The 18,976-nt window shown below is 46.5% G+C and carries 13 protein-coding genes and 1 other annotated feature; of the genes, 11 read left to right on the top strand and 2 right to left on the bottom strand.

Annotation, left to right across the window (positions count from 1 at the left end; translation table 11 throughout):
- Positions 1-56: 56 nt before the first annotated feature.
- Positions 57-197: a sequence feature (ribosomal protein L20 leader region), on the top strand.
- A 40-nt stretch (positions 198-237) separates the two neighbouring features.
- The 10 genes from infC (at position 238) to VB077_RS06560 (ending at position 12,690) form a co-directional block, all read left to right on the top strand.
- Positions 238-753 carry a translation initiation factor IF-3 gene (infC, locus tag VB077_RS06605; protein WP_323414458.1) on the top strand — a complete coding sequence of 172 codons (516 nt, stop codon included), beginning with the start codon at positions 238-240 and terminating at the stop codon, positions 751-753.
- 21 nt (positions 754-774) lie between these two features.
- Positions 775-972 (top strand): 50S ribosomal protein L35, encoded by a 198-nt coding sequence (rpmI, locus tag VB077_RS06600; RefSeq protein WP_323414436.1) that lies wholly within the window; start codon positions 775-777, stop codon positions 970-972.
- A 28-nt stretch (positions 973-1,000) separates the two neighbouring features.
- Positions 1,001-1,363, top strand: coding sequence for a 50S ribosomal protein L20 (gene rplT / locus VB077_RS06595; RefSeq protein ID WP_323414435.1), 363 nt, complete (start codon positions 1,001-1,003; stop codon positions 1,361-1,363).
- Positions 1,364-1,432: 69 nt separating this feature from the next.
- Positions 1,433-2,221: an RNA methyltransferase gene (locus VB077_RS06590; RefSeq protein ID WP_323414434.1), complete on the top strand. Its 789-nt coding sequence runs from the start codon at positions 1,433-1,435 to the stop codon at positions 2,219-2,221.
- Positions 2,222-2,652: 431 nt separating this feature from the next.
- Positions 2,653-3,675, top strand: coding sequence for a phenylalanine--tRNA ligase subunit alpha (pheS, locus tag VB077_RS06585; protein WP_323414433.1), 1,023 nt, complete (start codon positions 2,653-2,655; stop codon positions 3,673-3,675).
- A gap of 11 nt (positions 3,676-3,686) precedes the next feature.
- Complete coding sequence (gene pheT, locus VB077_RS06580; RefSeq protein WP_323414432.1) at positions 3,687-6,089, top strand: phenylalanine--tRNA ligase subunit beta; 2,403 nt, start codon at positions 3,687-3,689, stop codon at positions 6,087-6,089.
- A gap of 50 nt (positions 6,090-6,139) precedes the next feature.
- The gene (locus VB077_RS06575; protein ID WP_323414431.1) at positions 6,140-6,397 is read left to right on the top strand and encodes a cell division protein ZapA; all 258 of its coding nucleotides are present in this window, start codon (positions 6,140-6,142) and stop codon (positions 6,395-6,397) included.
- A gap of 391 nt (positions 6,398-6,788) precedes the next feature.
- Positions 6,789-7,679: a metalloenzyme gene (locus VB077_RS06570; protein WP_323414430.1), complete on the top strand. Its 891-nt coding sequence runs from the start codon at positions 6,789-6,791 to the stop codon at positions 7,677-7,679.
- A 17-nt stretch (positions 7,680-7,696) separates the two neighbouring features.
- On the top strand, positions 7,697-10,279 hold the full coding sequence (locus VB077_RS06565; RefSeq protein ID WP_323414429.1) for a DUF3656 domain-containing U32 family peptidase: 2,583 nt from the start codon (positions 7,697-7,699) through the stop codon (positions 10,277-10,279).
- Between the two features lie 32 nt (positions 10,280-10,311).
- Entirely contained in the window at positions 10,312-12,690 is a 2,379-nt protein-coding gene (locus VB077_RS06560; RefSeq protein WP_323414428.1) for an endonuclease MutS2, read from the top strand.
- Positions 12,691-13,142: 452 nt separating this feature from the next.
- Here the strand turns inward: VB077_RS06560 and VB077_RS06555 are convergent, their stop codons facing one another.
- Positions 13,143-15,779: a PBP1A family penicillin-binding protein gene (locus VB077_RS06555; protein ID WP_323414427.1), complete on the bottom strand. Its 2,637-nt coding sequence runs from the start codon at positions 15,777-15,779 to the stop codon at positions 13,143-13,145.
- Positions 15,780-16,038: 259 nt separating this feature from the next.
- Here VB077_RS06555 and tyrS point away from each other — a divergent pair, with 259 nt between their 5' ends.
- Positions 16,039-17,304, top strand: a complete 1,266-nt coding sequence (tyrS, locus tag VB077_RS06550; protein ID WP_323414426.1) for a tyrosine--tRNA ligase — start codon at positions 16,039-16,041, stop codon at positions 17,302-17,304.
- A gap of 147 nt (positions 17,305-17,451) precedes the next feature.
- Here tyrS and trpS read toward each other — a convergent pair whose 3' ends face one another.
- Positions 17,452-18,426, bottom strand: a complete 975-nt coding sequence (trpS, locus tag VB077_RS06545) for a tryptophan--tRNA ligase (RefSeq protein ID WP_323414425.1) — start codon at positions 18,424-18,426, stop codon at positions 17,452-17,454.
- Positions 18,427-18,976 lie beyond the last annotated feature (550 nt).

Below are 18,976 nucleotides of genomic sequence, written 5' to 3'. Positions count from 1 at the left end.
AATCTGTAGCAAGCGAAATTAATTTGACAAAGCTCTTGCAACCCCATATAATAATGATGTTCAAGAAGAAGCCATCCGCTTCTCACCTCATGGCTAAAGTCGATGAGGTATCTTCGGGTCCTGAGCTTATTCTATTTTTTAGTGCTCATGATTTGTATGGAAGACGGGTGGTAATGCGCCCGTCTTATTTTATTTTTGTTTTTTCTTCTTGGAAAATCGTTTTGGAGGTGGTTTGTTATTAGCAAGGATTTACGGATTAATGATGAAATCCGGGCTCGGGAAGTTCGTCTTGTCGGTGAAGAAGGGGAACAACTCGGGATTATGCAACTTAGGGATGCATTACAAATGGCTTTGGAGAAATCCATAGACTTAGTGGAAATTGCCCCGACCGCTAAACCTCCGGTTTGTAAGCTCATGGATTATGGGAAATACAAATACGAGCAGGCTAAGCGTGACAAAGAGGCCCGTAAAAAACAGCGGGTTGTGGATATCAAAGAAGTCAAACTGCGTCCTAATATTGAGGACCATGACTTTGAAACAAAAGCACGCAACGCCCAACGCTTTTTAGCAGATGGAGACAAGGTGAAAATAACAATTATGTTTCGAGGTCGGGAGGTTACACATCCTGACTTAGGGAAAAAGTTATGCGTTCGTCTTGCTGAGTTTTGCAAAGCTGAGGCTAATATAGAGCGTGAACCCAAATTAGAAGGGCGCAATATGATCATGATCTTGACGCCTACTAAACATGACTAACACGAGAGGGGGATCACCCATATGCCAAAAATGAAAACTCATCGCGGAGCCGCGAAACGTTTTAAGAAAACCGGAACAGGCAAGATTATGCGTTCCCATGGCTATACAAGCCATATCCTGGAGAAAAAGTCACCCAAACGCAAACGCAATCTTCGTAAAACGACGGTTATGCATAAGACCGATGCGAGGCGTATTGCTCGCATGATTGCCTATCTATAATTGATAAAGAAGTAAGGAGGTCTTCGCTATGGCCCGTGTAAAAAGAGGGGTAACGAAGCATCAGCGTCATAAAAAAGTTCTAAAACTGGCTAAAGGGTACCGTGGTGCTAAGAGTAAACTCTTCCGCCCAGCTAATGAACAAGTCTTAAAATCTCTAGCTTATGCTTATGCTCACCGTAAAGATAAAAAGGGTGATTTCCGTAAATTATGGATCGCTCGTATCAATGCAGCCGCCCGCATGAACGGTCTGTCTTACAGCCGGATGATGAATGGTTTGAAAAAAGCAGGAGTTACAGTTAATCGCAAAATGTTAGCTGACCTTGCTATTAATAATACAGCGGCTTTCACAGAATTAGTGAATGTAGCTAAAGAACAAGTTAACGTAAAGTAAGTTAAAACCAAGGGTGCATTTTGCACCCTTTTTGTTTATAACCAAGTTTCCTATATCGGGGTGAAAGTCATGTTGACCTCCTTGCAAAATGACCACGTAAAGCATGTCGTTTCTTTACATAAACGCAAGACGCGAAAAGACTATGGGGAATTTCTTATTGAAGGATGGCGCTTTGTTGAAGAAGCCATTCGGCGCGAAGCGGAAATTCGTCGGATTTATGTCTGTCCGGCGAAGGAAAAGAAATCCTGGTTATCCTTAGAAGGAATTCTTAAGGAGCGGGGAATTCCGATTATCGAGGTTGATGAAAAAGTACTGTGTAAAATGACCGAGACTGAACAGCCCCAAGGAATACTCGCGGTTGTCGGGATGAAGGCTCTGGACTGGAGCGATCTGGATATTGATGCTAAAACGGTACTTTTAATTGTTGATGGTATTCAGGATCCGGGAAATCTGGGGACGATTCTGCGGACGGCCTTAGCGGCAGGGGTTGAGCAGGTCTGTTTAACCGCGGGAACCGTTGATCTCTATAATCCAAAGGTATTGCGAAGCACGATGGGAACGATATTCTCCTTAAAGGTATTGACCGATTGTTCTCCACAGCAAGTTATTGAATTCGCCCGGTCCAAAGGGTTAAATATTCTGACCGGGGATATCGGCGGCCAACCACTCTATGAAACCCCATTTTCACTCCCCCTAGCTTTAGTTGTAGGTAATGAGGGGAACGGGCCTTCGGAGATATTTCGCTCTCCCAAGCTGACTCGTGTGACTTTGCCGATGAGCCATGACGTAGAATCGCTGAATGTCGCAATTGCCACCGGAATTATTTTATATGAAATTGCGCGCCGCAAAGGGTTATGATATAATTTTCATAAAATAGGTTGAAAAAATCAGAGAAAGTTGGGCTTAGCGATGTTTTCTGCAGAGTGGCTTTGGGAACTCTTCGAGACAACCGGCTCGCCGAACGTATATCTGCTTTATCGAAGGTATGTCAATCTGGTTAAAACGCGATGAACAGGCTAAAAGGAGTATAGGCTTTGTTAGGGAGGTTGGTCAAAGACTGAAAGCCAACCAAGTGAAGCTCCCCATTCAGCAGTGAATGTTAAATTTCCCCTGTGAGTGACTTATGACAAGGTAAGTCCGGTTCCCCCGTTATCAGGAAAACAAGCTGCAGTCTATTCGGACTGAATCAGGGTGGTATCGCGGGTAATTCTCGTCCCTTTCTAAGGGATGAGTTTTTTTATATTATTGATTAATGAACATTAGATTTGTATATATTTAGGAGGGTTAATGTGAAAGAAGAAATCCGTCATATTCAAGAAAAGACATTGGATGAACTCAAAGGGTTAACCTCTTTAGAGACACTCCAAGAATTAAAGGTTAAAGTTCTTGGCAAAAAAGGGTCCTTAACCGCGCTTCTACGGCAGATGGGAAGCTTAAGTGCAGAGGAAAGACCTATTTTCGGACAAGTCGTGAATGAGGCACGAGATGTTTTGGAAAAGGCTTGGGCAGAGCGTATCCAAGAATTAGAAAAAATTGCCCTGCAAAAACAGATCGAGTCAGAACGTTTGGATATCTCTCTTCCCGGAGTCAGTTCGATGAGAGGACATCAGCATCCGTTAACACAAGTTATCGAGGAAATGGAAGACATCTTCTTGGGAATGGGTTTTCAGATTGCCGAGGGACCGGAAATTGAAAGCGATTATTACAACTTCGAAGCCCTGAACCTTCCTAAGGAGCATCCGGCGCGGGAAATGCAGGATTCCTTCTATATCACTGAGGAAATCCTGCTGAGAACGCAAACCTCGCCGGTCCAAGTACGGACCATGGAGCGGCTGAATCCGCAGCTCCCTGTCAAAATCATCTGTCCGGGAAAAGTTTATCGCAACGATGATGATGCAACACACTCTCCGATGTTCCATCAAGTAGAAGGTTTAGTGGTGGATAAAGGAATTCGCATGTCGGATTTAAAGGGAATTTTGCTTAACTTTTCACGGCAAATGTTTGGGGAGTCCCGTGAAATTCGGCTGCGCCCCAGCTTCTTTCCGTTTACAGAACCGAGTGCGGAGGTTGATGTTTCCTGTATGCTGTGCGGGGGAAGCGGCTGCCGAATCTGTAAAGGAACCGGCTGGATTGAAATTTTAGGTTCCGGAATGGTTCATCCCAGAGTATTGGTAAATGGGGGTTATGATCCGAAGGAAGTCACCGGTTTTGCTTTTGGGATGGGTGTCGAGCGGATTGCCATGCTCAAATACGGAATTGAAGATATGCGGCTCTTATTTGATAACGATTTGCGCTTTTTGCAACAGTTTTAAGGAGGCAGGTCATGAAGGTTAGTTTAGAATGGTTACGCAAATTTATTGATGTTAAGGTTCCTGCGGCGGAATTAGGTGAAATTCTAACGCGCGGCGGGATTGAAATCGGGGGCATAGAAGAGCTAAATCAAGGACTTGGGCCGATTGTTGTCGGTGAAATTGTACGCATGGAGCATCATCCGAACGCCGATAAGCTGTGGATCTGCGAGGTTAATATCGGGGATCAAACCCTGCAAATCGTAACGGGTGCTCAGAATCTTCTGGTTAAGGATAAAATACCGGTAGCTACCCATGGCACAACGCTTCCGACCGGTCAAAAAATTCGCAAGTCAAAACTCCGCGGAGTGGAATCCAACGGTATGCTTTGTTCTACAGATGAGCTTTTGTTAGCGGCCGGTTTAGGAGAACCTCGGAGTGAAGGCGGAATTATGATTCTTGACCCGGACACACCGGTTGGTCATAGCTTAGCCGAGTTTATTCAAGGGGATAGTGTTCTTGACCTTGACCTTTATCCCAACCGTCCGGATTGCTTAGCGATGGTCAATGTGGCGAGAGAGGTCTCTTCCTTAACTGGGGAGAAGGTCTGTTTGAACCATTGGGCTGAAACCGAGCAAGGTCCGGATTATCCCGAAGATCCGCATACCAAAATCGTCATTGAAGATCCCAAGCTTTGTCATCGCTATGCGGCACTATTGGTGGAAGATGTCAAAATTGAGCCTTCCCCGGAATGGATGCAGAAGCGCTTAAGCGCGGCAGGCGTTCGCCCCATCAGCAATATTGTGGATATCACCAACTACTGCATGCTGGAGATGGGTCAGCCGCTGCACGCCTTTGATCGAGACAAAGTATCGGGGGCTATCCATGTTCGCCGCGCTGTTCAAGGTGAAAAGTTAGTGACTTTAGATAATGCCGAGCGGACCCTCGATCCCGAAATGCTCTTGATTGCCGATGACGAAAAGGCACTGGGTTTAGCCGGCGTGATGGGAGGACTCAATAGTGAAATCACGGACGCAACGACTCGGATCTTGGTGGAATCTGCCCATTTTGACAGTGTAAGCATTCGTCATACGAGCCGCCGCTTAGGATTGCGCTCGGAAGCTTCCAACCGCTTTGAAAAGGGCATCAATGTTGCCGCAATTGCGGCGGTACTGGGGCGTGTTGCTGAGCTGATCCTTGAATTAGGGGCCGGGCGGCCGGTAGGGTTCGTTGAAGAAAACAAAGCCGTCTTGGAAAGACGGACTGTTGTTTTGACCGCAGCTAAAACGAGTGCTGTTTTAGGAATGAGTTTTACACCGGAGGAAATTTCGGAGGTACTGGATCGTCTTCAATTCCCTTATGAGCAGCAAGGCGAAGGATTTATCGTCAATATTCCAAACTATCGTTCGGATATCGAAATTGAGGAGGATATGATCGAAGAAGTCGCGCGTTTAACCGGCTATGATCGGATTCCGACTACTCTTCCGCAAGGAGATCAAACCCAGGGCCGCCGGACATCGGAACAGGAATTCCGACGCAAGCTTCGTCATCTATTGGTGAACTTAGGACTGAATGAAGTGATTACCTATTCCTTTAACCGTCCTAATGCCGATGAATTATGGGGACGCAGTGATCAATCGATCACCTTGATGAATCCGTTGCGTGAGGAATTAAGCGTGATGCGTACGACCTTGATTCCGGGGCTGTTGGAAGTGGCTTCACGGAATGTGGCACGAAGAAATTTGGATGTCCGTCTTTTTGAGATCGGCAACGTCTTTTGGGCAGATGAACAACCTTTAACCCAGCTTCCCCATGAAAAATTGCGGGCGGCAGGGCTTCTCTATGGCAAGCCCTCTCGGCACTGGTTAAAGTCTGAAGCGGAATACAGTTTTTATACGGTGAAGGGGATCATCGAAGCGCTGGCTCAAGAATTTGGGTTGAAGTTAAAGTATGAGGTTCCACAGGAGACGGTGCTGCTCCATCCGGGACGCTCGGCTGAGATTTTCCTTCAGGGTAAGAAAGTAGGTTTCATGGGCGAGCTTCATCCCGTGCGGGCCAAAGAAGCCGACCTGGATCACGCTCTTGTTTTTGAGTTGGAGCTTGAGCCTTTGTTTGCGGCAAGCGATATGAGCATTCGGGCGACTTCGATTCCTCGTTATCCGGCAGTCCAGCGTGATTTAGCGGTGGTGGTGTCTAAGGATGTATCGGCTCGGGCTGTAATGGCCAAGATTCGTGAACTGGGCGGAGAGCTTTTGGATAATGTGGACATTTTTGATGTTTATACCGGCAAACCTATTCCGGAAAATCGCAAGAGCTTAGCCTTCGCCTTGCGCTACCAATCCTTAGAAAGAACATTAACAGATGAGGAAGTAACCACCTTAAATAAACAGATTCTTGAGGGAATTGAGCAGGAATTTGGGGCTGAGTCGAGAAAATAATTGTAGAAGAACCTAAGAAGCTTAAGAAATGTGAGAAACGCAGGTGGCTTATGTCGAAAGAAGATGGCAGAGTAACTGTGGAGATTTTTGGGGAGACTCAAGTCATTCGCGGGAGTGACGATCCGGAGTATATTCAAAAGTTAGCCTACGAACTCGATAAAAAGATGAAGCTTACGGCTCAGCGCTTTCCACGTTTAGCAGCGCATCAGGTGGCAATTCTCGTCGCACTTAATCTGGAAGATGATCTGCAGAAACTCCGGGAGGAACAAGAAACCTTAATGGAGCTGTTAGGGGAACAATCTGATTAAACCAAGAGATTAAGTCAAAGAGTCAACTCAAAAATCAAGAAGCGGATTCCGCATCACGTTTTAATCCTGTGGTGAGGAATCCGCTTCTTTAATACTGTCAGAAGTATAAGTTTTGGACGGATAAACTCTAAGTGCAACTAAGGCTTCCGAAGGCCATGGATGGCCAAGTGCCGCTGAAGCCAAATAAGTGCGATACTCTCCACTGGAGACTATCGGGACGGCGGGAAGCGGCCGCCTACGCTAAGGCAACAAGTGCGTCAGTCCATACTATGGACTGACGTGGCGAAAGACGGGTTTTCTTTAGATGCTTGCTGGCTTTTTGAGTGAAATTTGGATAAACTAGAAAATGATAAAGGAAACGGATAAACGATGTAGAGTTTGGAGATAAGCAATGCATTTTGTGATGATTTTTTTAGATGGTTTTGGGTTGGGTTCAGAGGATAATAACCCTTTCATGACGGCGAGGACTCCCCATATTGATCAATTGCTGGGGGGACATTTGCTCTGGGGGGAGCGGTCGCTGGACAGGGGAACGACACGGTTAACGCCATTAGATGCGACGCTGGGTGTGCCGGGAACACCCCAAAGTGCGACAGGACAGACCACATTATGGACAGGGGTAAATGCCCCAAAGGTATTGGGGTATCATTTGAATGCCTACCCCAATGGTCAATTAGCTCAGGTGATTGAGGAGAATAGTATCTTTAAGCAATTAGCAGACCGCGGACAACAGGGGATGTTCGCCAATACGTTTACTTCCCAATATGAGGCGCTTGTGGCGGCCGGGAAAAGACGTCATTCGGCTTCGACCTTATCGGCTATGGCGGGAAAAGTGAAGTTAAGGCGTATCCCTGATCTAAAAGCGGGAAAAGCGGTTTATTACGATATGACGAATCAGATTCCGCGGGAAATGGGGGAGGATGTTCCTTTAATTCCACCGGAACAAGCGGGGAGAAATTTAGGAAGATTGGCTCTTGATTATGACTTTACCCTCTATGAGACTTTCCTGACCGATATTTTAGGGCATAAACAAAAATGGGAAGAATCGGTTCAACTGATTGAACAAATTGATAAATTCTTAGGGGGGTTCTTGCAGGTCATTCAAAATGAAGATGTGGCCTGGCTCTTAACCAGTGACCATGGCAATATCGAAGATTTTACAGTCAAAGGGCATACAAAAAATTCAGTACCGGCCTTATCCTCGTCAAATCGACCGATGGAATGGCCGCAGTGGACGACCTTGGAAGATGTAACACCGAGTATATTAGAACTGTTAAGTTAGAAATGAGGCCTTTAAGGATGAACAAGCAAATTCATTCCGGCAGAGAAGCGATGGAGCTGCTCGCACCCGCCGGAAGCTTTGAAGCGTTTAAAGCCGGGGTTGAAAACGGCGCAGACGCGATTTATATGGGAGGAAAAAGCTTTGGCGCGCGGGCGAGTGCGGCTAATTTTGATGAAGAGGAACTGCGCCGCGCGGTTCAATATGCTCACGAGCGGAAGGTTAAGGTTTATGTTACCGTCAATATTCTCATTGCCGATCAGGAGTTTCCCGAGTTATTCGATTATCTCTTCTTTCTCTATAACACCGGGGTTGATGCGGTACTGCTTCAAGATGTCGGAGCGGCGGATGTGATTCAGCATATATTACCTGAAATTGAACGACACGCCAGTACTCAGATGACTGTCAATACTTCCTGGGGAACACAGCACATTGAGAAATTGGGGATGAAGCGTGTTGTGTTAGCTCGGGAAACCTCGGCCGAGGAAATGAAAAGGATTGCCCAAAAGACGCCTTTGGATATTGAGGTGTTTGTTCATGGGGCGCTTTGTGTTTGCTATTCGGGTCAGTGTTTGATGTCAAGTTTCATTGGGGGGCGCAGCGGGAACAGGGGAAGGTGTGCCCAGCCTTGCCGAATGACCTATCAGCTCATTAACGAAAAACGTGCGGATACCCTTCAGGATGCTAACCTTGGGGAGCATTTACTCAGCCCGCGCGATATGAACTTAGTCGATGAAATTACCCTTCTTAAAGAAAGCGGAGTTTATTCCTTAAAGGTTGAAGGCCGGATGAAACGACCGGAATATGTGGCAACAGTCATTCGCGTGTATCGTCAAGCCTTGGATTATGTCTTGGCTGAAGACTCATCCCGGAGCAGTCTAAAACCGATCGGCGAAGGGGAAAGAAGAGAACTGCTGCAAATTTTTAATCGTGATTTTACCCAAGCCTATCTTAAGGAACATCCGGGTGCAGAACTGATGAGTTATATGCGGCCCAATAACCGTGGGATTCGTTTAGGGCGAGTCCTTAAAGCTCAAAACAACCGATTGGAAATTAAACTGGAAGCATCTCTTCATCCCGGGGATGGTCTTGATTTTTGGACCAGTCGGGGTCATGAAGGGGTTACTGTCGGCACGATCTGGCGGGCTCAAGAAGAAGTGACAGAGGGCCTTCCCGGTGAGCATGTTTGGATAGAATTTGTCGGAGACAAGGTTAGACCGGGGGATCGGGTCTTTAAGACCTATGATGAACTCCTAATGAATAAGGCCCGCTTAAGTTTCCAGGAGGGAAAGGAACAGCGCAAACGCCCGCTGAGGGCTAGACTCAGCGGCTCGGTAGGGGAGCCACTTACTCTGGAAATAGGGGATGGAGAACGCTTAAGCAAAGCGCAATCAGGCATTCCGGCACAGCAGGCACTCAAGCGTCCGTTAGCACAGGAGTATGCTTTCCGGCAGTTAAATCGCTTGGGTACGACGCCGTTCTATCTTGAGGAGCTGGAGTTGGACCTAAAGGGTGAAGTCATGCTTCCCGTAAGCGAGCTGAATGAAATGCGCCGGCAGGCGGTCGAAGCACTCCTGCCGGAAAAGACTCCGCAAAAACAACTCGTACGAGGAGTCTATGATCAGCGTATTCGGGATTGGAAAAAGCAATTCGCCAAAGAGCGGGAGCAGATTATGGAGGGGAACCGTCCGCCTGCGGCAGCGGAGCGGCTGACCGTCGCTGTGAGCGATCTCGAATCCGTACGTGCAGCGTTGCAAGGCGGTGCACGGCGCATTGCTATGGGCGGGGAACGCTGGCGCTCACGCAAGGGAATGACATTGGCGGAGATTCAGGAAGGCCTCAGGCTTTGTCAAAAATATAAGGCACAAGCGCTATGGCGATGGCCGAGGGTCCTTAATGAGGAGCAGAGTGACAAGCTGCAGAACGATTTGCAAAAGATCAAGGACTGGGGAACGCGCCCCCAAATATTGCTTAACAATCTTGGCGAATTTGAGCTTCTGCAAGAGGTTGATCCGGAATGGGGCTTTGAGACGGATTTTTCCTTAAATGTTTTTAATCAAGCCGCTTTAGCGTATTGGTTGAGGCAGGGGGCCCAAACCGTTACATTATCACCGGAATTAGAACATCAGCAGCTCGAGAAGTTTAGAAATTGGCGGAGAACAGAAATTCTGGTATTCGGTGATCTGGAAATGATGGTCAGTGAATACTGTCCGGTAGGAGCAACTTTAGGCGGGAAAAAAGGAAAACACTGCAGTGCACCCTGTGTGCAGGAACCCCATTATCTGAGAGATCGTTTAAAGTACGATTTCCCGATTGAGACTGACCTAGATTGCCGGATGCATCTTTTCAATGCCAAACGTCTTAATCTTTATAAAGAACTCGATGATATTGCCAAAATGGGCATTGGAAGCATCCGCCTTCAATTAAATCGTGCAACCCCTGAGCAAATTCGGGATACCGTTCGGGTTTTCTTGGGGGGTTGGGAAAAGGTTTTACAAGGTGAAAGAATAACGGAGCAGGATGCTGAGCATGCCGCCGCATATTTGGAAGCACGCTTCCCGGAAGGATTTACAAAAGGACATTATTTCCGAGGGATACTATAATGAGGGATACTTTTATATAGAGGGAGAAAAGAATGGTCATTGATGAACGGCTTATCCGCAAATTAGATTTTGATAAAATTACGGAACGGTTGGCGGGGTATTGTCTATTGCCCCGTGCCCGCGAAATCGCAGAAGCACTAAGTCCTTATGATACTCAGGCTCAGGTGAGGGATGCACTCGCGGAAACGGATGAGGGGAGAGCCTTGCTAAGGGTTAATCCTTTATTTTCCGTGCGCGGAGCCAAAGAAGTGCGCCCCTTATTAGAACGTTGTCTTCGGGGAGGAACATTGATTCCGGAAGAGTTTTTACAGATTCGGGATACCCTTAAAGCAGCTCGCCAGGTTAAACAGAGCCTTCTTGAGGGTAAGACGGAGGCACCCCACCTTCAAGAGATTGCTCTAAGCATGGATTCTCCGAAGGCTGTTGAGGATGAAATCAGCCGCTGTATTACGGAGGATGGGTTTGTCGCCGATCAAGCCTCACCCCAACTGATGGAAAATAGGCGGTCGATTATGCGTTTGCAGCAGCGGATCCGGGATTCTTTAGAAGGAATTATCCGCAATCCCTCTCATCAAAAAATCCTGCAGGATCCGATCATAACCCAGCGCTCTGATCGCTACGTGGTCCCCATTAAGCAGGAATACCGTCAGGCGTTTGCCGGAATTGTCCATGATCAATCGGCCAGCGGGGCTACACTCTACATTGAGCCGATGGCCGTGGTGAACATGGGGAATGAATTAAGGGAAGTCATCTTGAAGGAACAGCGTGAAGTACAACGGATTCTTCTGCAGCTCTCGGCGCAGGTCGAGGGGGAAGCGGAGCGGATTGCTGATGTTCATGAAGGTCTGGCTCAAGTCGATTTTATTGTGGCTAAATCACATCTCAGTGAAAGTATGAATGCCGGAGCTCCGGAACTTACCGACCGCCAGGAAATTAAGCTTGTCCAAGCCCGTCATCCCTTGCTCAGCGGTGAGGTTGTCCCTTTAAATATTGAATTAGGGAAGAGCTTTGATACGGTGATCATCACAGGTCCCAATACGGGAGGGAAGACTGTCGCCTTAAGAACGGTCGGTTTACTGGCAGCGATGGCTCAATCAGGGTTACACATTCCGGCCGAGGCGAATTCACGCATGGGAATTTTCACCCGGATTTTCGTGGATATTGGGGATGAACAGAGTGTCGAGCAATCTTTAAGTACCTTTAGCGGTCATATGAAGAATATCGTTGAGATTGTCCAAGAAGCGGACAGCCGCTCTTTAATCCTTTTAGATGAAATCGGAGCAGGGACAGATCCTACAGAAGGGGCGGCTCTGGCGATGTCGATCATTACCGAACTCCATGAAAGGGGCTGCCGGATCATTGCCACAACCCACTATGGGGCGCTCAAGACTTTTGCCTATAATACGCCGAGGGTTGAGAATGCTTCCGTCGAATTCGATATTGAGACATTGCGTCCGACCTATCGGCTTTTGATCGGTATCCCGGGAAAAAGCAATGCATTCTATATCGCAGGACGTCTTGGGCTTGGCGCCGCTGTGCTTGAAAAGGCAAAATCATTTGTCACGGAGCGGGATATGCAAGTGGCCGATTTGATTGATAATCTGGAGGATACCCAACGCGATATTGAACGTGAAAAGAGCCGTATCCAGGAAGAACGTCATTCTATTGAACTGGAAAGCAGTAAACTGAAAGAGAAATCATTAAGGCTTGAGGAAGATTACCAAGAACGATTGGCAAAGACTCAGGATGAAGCAACAGAGCTTCTGCGCCAAACGCGCCGTGAAGCAGAGGGCTTGATTGATGAGCTTAAACAGGCGCTCAAGGAAGAGCATAAGGATCAGCATGCGATTGAACGGACCCGCCAAAAAATCAAACAATTATCAAGTAAGGTGGGTGCTCAGGAAAGAACGGCCGGAACGAGTTCGGGCGGCGGGTTAAGACCGGAGGAAATTATGCTGGGTCAAACGCTTTATCTGACTAAACTTCGCCAAAAAGGGCATGTTCTTAAACTTCCTTCGGTGAGCGGGGAAATTCTGGTTCAAGTGGGTGTAATGAAATTAAATGTCCCCTTGAGTGAGGTGCGTCTCGTGAAAGAGGACAAGGTGAGTATGCCGCAACGCGCGGAGACATTTGGACAGGGCCGAATCGGCAAGAGCAAAGCGGAAAATGTTCGGAGCGAAATTGATCTGCGGGGGATGATGGTTGAAGAAGCGACCGAAGCGTTGGATAAGTACCTGGATGATGCGGTTTTAACCGGAGTAGGTCTCGTTTATATTATTCACGGCAAAGGAACCGGAGCCTTGCGCGCCGGGATTCAGGACTTTTTAAAGGGTCATCCTCATGTTCAATCGTTCCGCCTGGGTCAGCATGGAGAAGGTGATCTGGGGGTTACTGTCGTAGATTTAAAATAGAATGAATGGTCAAGAAGAGGACTGTCGCAAAACCTATGGTCGTGTAGTTTCGCGCATATCCGTACCTTCGGGCGTGAATCTCCACCGGAGACTCACGTACTTTGGCGCTCCGGGACTGGCAGAGTCTTTTTCCATCCTTGGAGACTCTGCTCTAGGCACGTCCATGTGCCGTCGGTTCACTCCGCCTTCGTAGCAGCTACCTGCGGCGGATAAGAATCATTTGTGGAATGCCGCCTTGGGCGAAAATGTCCACTGGACACTTTCGTGCCAAACCTCTGGGCAATACCTGATGTGAACCACTGGCTGAGCTACGCTACGAAAGCTTTGTTCACCTGCACGTCCCTCCGCGAATCGTTCACTTCTATGCGCGAAACTACGCTTTTGGGTCTTTTGCGCACGAAAAAAGGGCTGTTTTGCGACAGCCCTTTTTTGATTTTAGGTGATTTATGACCTTAATCCTTTATGGTAAGTCTGGCAACTGGGGAGGTTTCCGAATACTTCGAGGTTTTGGGGTCTTTAAAGGCGGCTTTGAAAATATACTCACCCGGAAGTGTTTCACCCACTTTCCCCAGAGGAACGGTAATCAAATCGGATTTCCCCGGCTGAGCTTGGGGATTAAACACTTGAAAGTTTGCTTGTCCGGGGAACTTGACATAAAGGACCAAAGAGAGTGATTCACTGCCCGAAGGGTAGGAGACGGCCATACTGGCGGTTGCCTTCGAACTGTCATAAGAGACAGGTCCCAGAGTCGGAATAGGCAGCCTGGGGTCTGTAGCGGGATCGCCGCCGGTATCCTCACCGCCGCCCCCTGCGTAAACTTCAAAAGGCGGTCGATAAGGGGCCTCATCGCTTGGCCAGGTTAGCGAAGGATTGCGATCGGTAATATTAAGAAAGACCTTACTGACTTTATTGCGGGTTTTGGAACCGGCGAGATAGGTGGGATGGTCAGCATCGATTTCCTTTTCTACCCAGACATCACTGACTTGAGTCGGGAAATTTCCTTGAGCCGCAAGTTCTGTCCGGATAAACTGGCTTGGAGTCAAGCTGCTGGGTAAGAGGCCGGATTTTGTATCGATTGCTCCGCTGACAATTCCGGGAGGCCGATTGAAAGCGGTTTGAACAGGTTTGTCCTCAAGAGCGGCAGTCATGACTTTTTTCCAGATTTGGGCGGGGTAACTTCCTCCAAAGACATTGTGGAGATAGTGTTTCCCGTCGGGATCTTCATCGTAACCCATCCATACGACTCCGACATAATTAGGGGTATAGCCTGCGAACCAAGCATCCGGACTTCCTGTTTTGTTGCCGTATTTAACCGGATCAAGTGAAGTTGTTCCGGTTTTGCCGGCTACTGCCCAATTTCCAATCTGGGCTCGCGTACCTGTACCGTTAGTGACAACACTCCGGAGCAGGTCGTTAATCAGATAGGCCGTGGTTTCCTTCATTACGCGTTCTTGCGTTATTTGAGGGGTAATAAGGTTTTTACCATTGGTATCCTGAATTTTTTCAATGGCATGAGAAGTCACCCGAACACCGTTGTTGGCAAAAGTACCGTAAGCTGAGGCCATATCTAAAGGTGAGACTTCGGGGGTTCCTAGGGCCAGGCTGAGAACACGGTCATTATTTTCTAACGGGAGACCCAGCTTTTTGCCGAATTCCCAGCCGGTATCGACTCCGATTAAGTTCATAAGCTTAACGGCATATACATTGACCGAGTTCTCAACGGCATAACGCATGGTGATTCGGCCCTTCCATCCCGAACTTTCGGTATCGAAATCGACCGGTGACCAAGTCGTTCCATTGCCGGCATTGTAACTGACAGGCATATCATCAAGAACAGTTCCGGTAAAGTAGCCGCCTTTTTCCAAGGCAGGAGCATAGACGACTAACGGTTTAATCGTTGAACCGGGCTGCCGGGTACCCTGGGTTGCACGGTTGAAGCCCAGAGCTGTTGTGTGCTCACGTCCGCCGATGATCGCGCGTATTGCCCCGGTCGTGGGGTCAAGTACAGTCATCGCACCTTGGACAGGAGTGCTATCTACACTTTTGGGGAAATTGGCAGGGTCTGCAAAAGCAGCTTCGGCAGCTTCTTGGATTTTTGAGTCTACGGTAGTATAGATTCTTAATCCACCATTATAAATTTGATCCGGGGAGAGTCCGTAGTTTTCTCCTTGAAGCTCTTGAACAACGTAGTCGACAAAATACGGGAATTTGTAACCCGAGCTTACTGCTGATGTATTTTTGGTTAAGGATCGATGTTCTTTTACCTTATCAACATAAGCAAAAGGGGCGTCCTTATATTTGTTATATTCCTCCGACGTGATAATTTGGGCGTCTTTCATGACGCCAAGGACAATGGCTCGGCGATTTGCCGCGGCTTCCGGATGAACATAAGGGTCATAACCGCTGGGAGCCTGAGGCAGACCCGCAAGCAGCGCGATCTCATCAGGAGTAAGCTTCGTGAGGTCATCTTTGCCAAAATAGGTCTTAGCGGCGGCTTGAATCCCAAAAGAAGATTCACCAAAGTAAATTCGATTAAGATAAAAGGTGAGGATTTCATCTTTGGTGTATTCATGCTCCAATTGGATAGCAAGAGCAGCTTCTTGAATCTTGCGCGTTAACGACTTTTCGGTAGGGTTTTCAATGAAAGCATTTCTTGCAAGCTGAATGGTGATGGTACTTGCTCCTTGTTTGGCGGATCCGGATTTAAGATCGACAATCGCCGAGCCAATAATCCGGATAGGATCCACCCCAAAGTGATTGTAAAAGCGTTTATCTTCAACTGCGACAAAGGTTTCTTTTACTCGATCGGGAATTTCCGATGATTCTACCATCTGGCGATTTTCATCGGCATGAAGGACGGCAATCTGTTCGCCGTCTTTGTCATAAACAATTGAGGATTCTTTTTGATTCGTTAAGGCAGCAGGGTCCCATTTTGGAGTTTTCACAATAGCTACAATTACAAAGATTAAGAGTGCGGATAAGGCTATTGCAAGAATCGAACCCGCGGTCAGAAGAAAGACACGCCATTTTGATACGCGGCGCTTTTTTCGTGATGACCTGGTTCTGGTGGGTTTCCTTGGGGATGCCATCTCGTTACCTCCTATAAATCTACCCATTCGTTAAAATAAAGTGTATTTTATCACGTTGAATTATAACATACTTTGTTTAAACCATAAAACTATCCATAAAACTATCCGACTTAGTATTATTCATCGTCAGCGTGTTTTAAGCCAAATATTCTATGCAGCTCTGAGAAAGGACCGAGAAAGGGCCTGAGGTTGCTATAAAGTGGATATATAAGTATAATATATAGAAATACGGACTTGAAAAGAAGGAGGAGCAGGAAATATGCACATTTTGGATGATTTAAAAAACCGAGGGCTGATCTACCAACATACGGATGAGGAAATGCTTAGAAAGCGTTTAGATACACCTACAACACTTTATTGCGGGTTTGATCCAACGGCGGATAGTTTACATATAGGACATTTGCTCCCCATTTTAGTATTGCGCCGGTTTCAATTAGCGGGTCACCACCCGATTGCTTTAGTGGGGGGAGCTACGGGTTTGATTGGCGATCCAAGCGGAAAGCTTAATGAACGAACTCTTAATCCCAAAGAAACGGTTGAAGAGTGGTCAAATAAAATTAAGGCCCAGTTATCGAAGTTCTTGGACTTTGATAGTTCTGAAAATCCGGCAATCTTAGCTAATAACTACGAGTGGCTGGGTTCAATGAATGTGATTGAGTTTCTCCGCGATGTAGGCAAAAACTTCTCTGTAGGAATGATGCTTGCTAAAGAATCCGTTGAATCAAGAATGGACCGCGGACTCTCATTTACGGAATTTAGTTATATGATTCTTCAATCCTATGATTTTTTAAAGTTAAATGAGCTTTATGATTGTGAATTACAAGTCGGCGGTCAAGATCAATGGGGGAATATCACCTCAGGGACAGACTTAATTCGCCGGAGATCAGTAGGTGAGGATAAACAGGTTCATGGCTTAACCGTTCCTCTTGTCACGAAGAGCGATGGGACAAAATTCGGAAAAACTGAGTCAGGTGCAGTTTGGCTTGATCCGGAAAAGACCTCCCCTTATAAATTCTATCAGTTTTGGTTAAATGCGGACGACCGAGATGTCGTTAAATACCTTAAGTTCTTTACCTTCTTGCCCCTTGACGAAATTAAAGGATTAGAGGAAGAAGTTGTGACTCAACCGGAGAAAAGAAATGCGCAGCGCGTCTTAGCCCGGGAAATGACAGAGCTTGTGCATGGTCAAGAAGCCAGGGAACGCGCCGAGAAGATTTCCCAAGCCCTTTTTACAGGCGGACTAGAGAACCTCAGTGGTGCTGAAGTTGAGGAAGGATTTAGTGACGTTCCTTCAACAACAATCAGCGATCAGGAAGTTTCGCTGGTAGATCTCTTAATTCAAGTCGGGGCGGTCTCATCCAAACGACAAGCGCGTGAATCCATTGAAAGCGGAGCGATCTATATTAATGGGGTTCGCCATTCGGATTCGTCCTCTACTGTTGCCCAATTAGACAAGCTGGATGAGAGATTCCTTGTCATTCGAAGGGGTAAGAAAAACTACTTTTTAGTGAAAATCACAAATTAGCGAAAATCATAAAATCATAAAATGATAAACAAATAAACAAAGGGGTTGTCCCTAGATCTGAAATTATCAGTCTGGGCCAACCCCTTTGCTATACTATCGCAAGTATGAATTTTATCGGTTGATAGTATAAAGTTTTTGAATTGAGGATTAGTAATTCGCGTAATTAAGACCGATATTGTTGCGTGCTTTAGTTAAGTATTCCTGGGCGACTACGCGCGTTTTATCAGCCCCTATTTTAAGAATATCGATGACATCAGCCTTATTTTGAACATATTGAGCGCGTTTTTCGCGATAGGGGGCAAAATATTCCCAAATGACGCTGAAAAGTTCCTTCTTTACATCCCCATAACGTAATCCCGGTGTTTCAAAACGTTCTTTCAATTCTTGTTTTCCCTTTTCATCAAGAAATAAAGAATAAATCTCAAAAAGCGGATTATCTTGGATCGGTTTAGGTTCGTCAACCGGTGTTGAATCCGTTTTAATCGACATCACCCGCTGACGCAGTGTTTTTTCATCAGTGAAAATTTCAATGGCATTCCCGTAGGACTTAGACATTTTTTGCCCGTCAATTCCCGGAATGGTGGCAATATCAGCTTCGATATCGGCATCAGGGATAACAAAAGTCTCTCCAAAGGTATGATTGAAGCGCATGGCAATATCCCGTGCGATTTCAACGTGTTGCTTTTGATCTTTGCCAACCGGTACTTTATTAGAACCAAAGATAAGGATATCCGCCGCCATCAGAACGGGATATGCAAACAGGCCGTGTGAGGCAACAATACCTTTGGCAGTTTTATCTTTATAGGCATGGCTGCGTTCCAAGAGTCCCACACTTGTAACATTCGATAAAAGCCAACTCAGTTCATGAACCTCTGACAGGTCAGACTGTACCCAGAAATGTGATTTATTCGGATCAAGTCCGAGAGAGAGGAAATCAATAGCGGCATCAAGTGTTTTTTGACGAAGAAGATTTGGATCGCTTACAGATGTTAAAGCATGATAGTTAGCAATAAAACAGAAAAGGTCGCTCTTTTCCTGGTAATCAATCATACGTTTAATCATTGCGAAATAATTACCAAGATGTAGATTGCCCGAGGGTTGAATTCCGGATAGAATACGCAAAACTAAACACTCCTTAAAATATCCATAGTAGAAGATTGTTTTCACTAGATATCTGTTACTTATTTTAACAGCTTTTACCCTTTTCTATAAAGGAAATATTGAAAAAAGATTAAAAATCGACATAATGAAATTTATGTTGACATTATGTCCTAGCCTATGGTACTCTTATTGAGCGCCGAGGGACAGATATCCTAAAGCCAGCTAAGATGCAGGCAAGCGCACGGGGGATAAAATTAACAGTTGACTCGAGAGAGGAAAAATGTTAATCTAAAACTCCTCGCCGATGAGCTTTGAGAGAAACGGATAAACTTTTAAACGAAGTTCGGAAGCGAAAAAAGCACTTGACTCGCAAGAGTTAATCTGCTAGAATAAATAACTGTCGCGGGTAACTGCGGCAAACAAAAACCAAGTTTAGTCTTATGGTCTTTGAAAACTAAACAACAAGGAACAGCCAATGACTCGTCAATGAGTAAAAGACAATTTGAGCAATCAAATTTTCTTCATAAAATTTATGGAGAGTTTGATCCTGGCTCAGGACGAACGCTGGCGG

It is taken from the genome of Desulfitobacterium sp. (assembly GCF_034927245.1).
In the GTDB taxonomy this organism is placed as follows: domain Bacteria; phylum Bacillota; class Desulfitobacteriia; order Desulfitobacteriales; family Desulfitobacteriaceae; genus Desulfitobacterium_A.
This window is presented reverse-complemented; position numbering and strand designations above follow the sequence as displayed.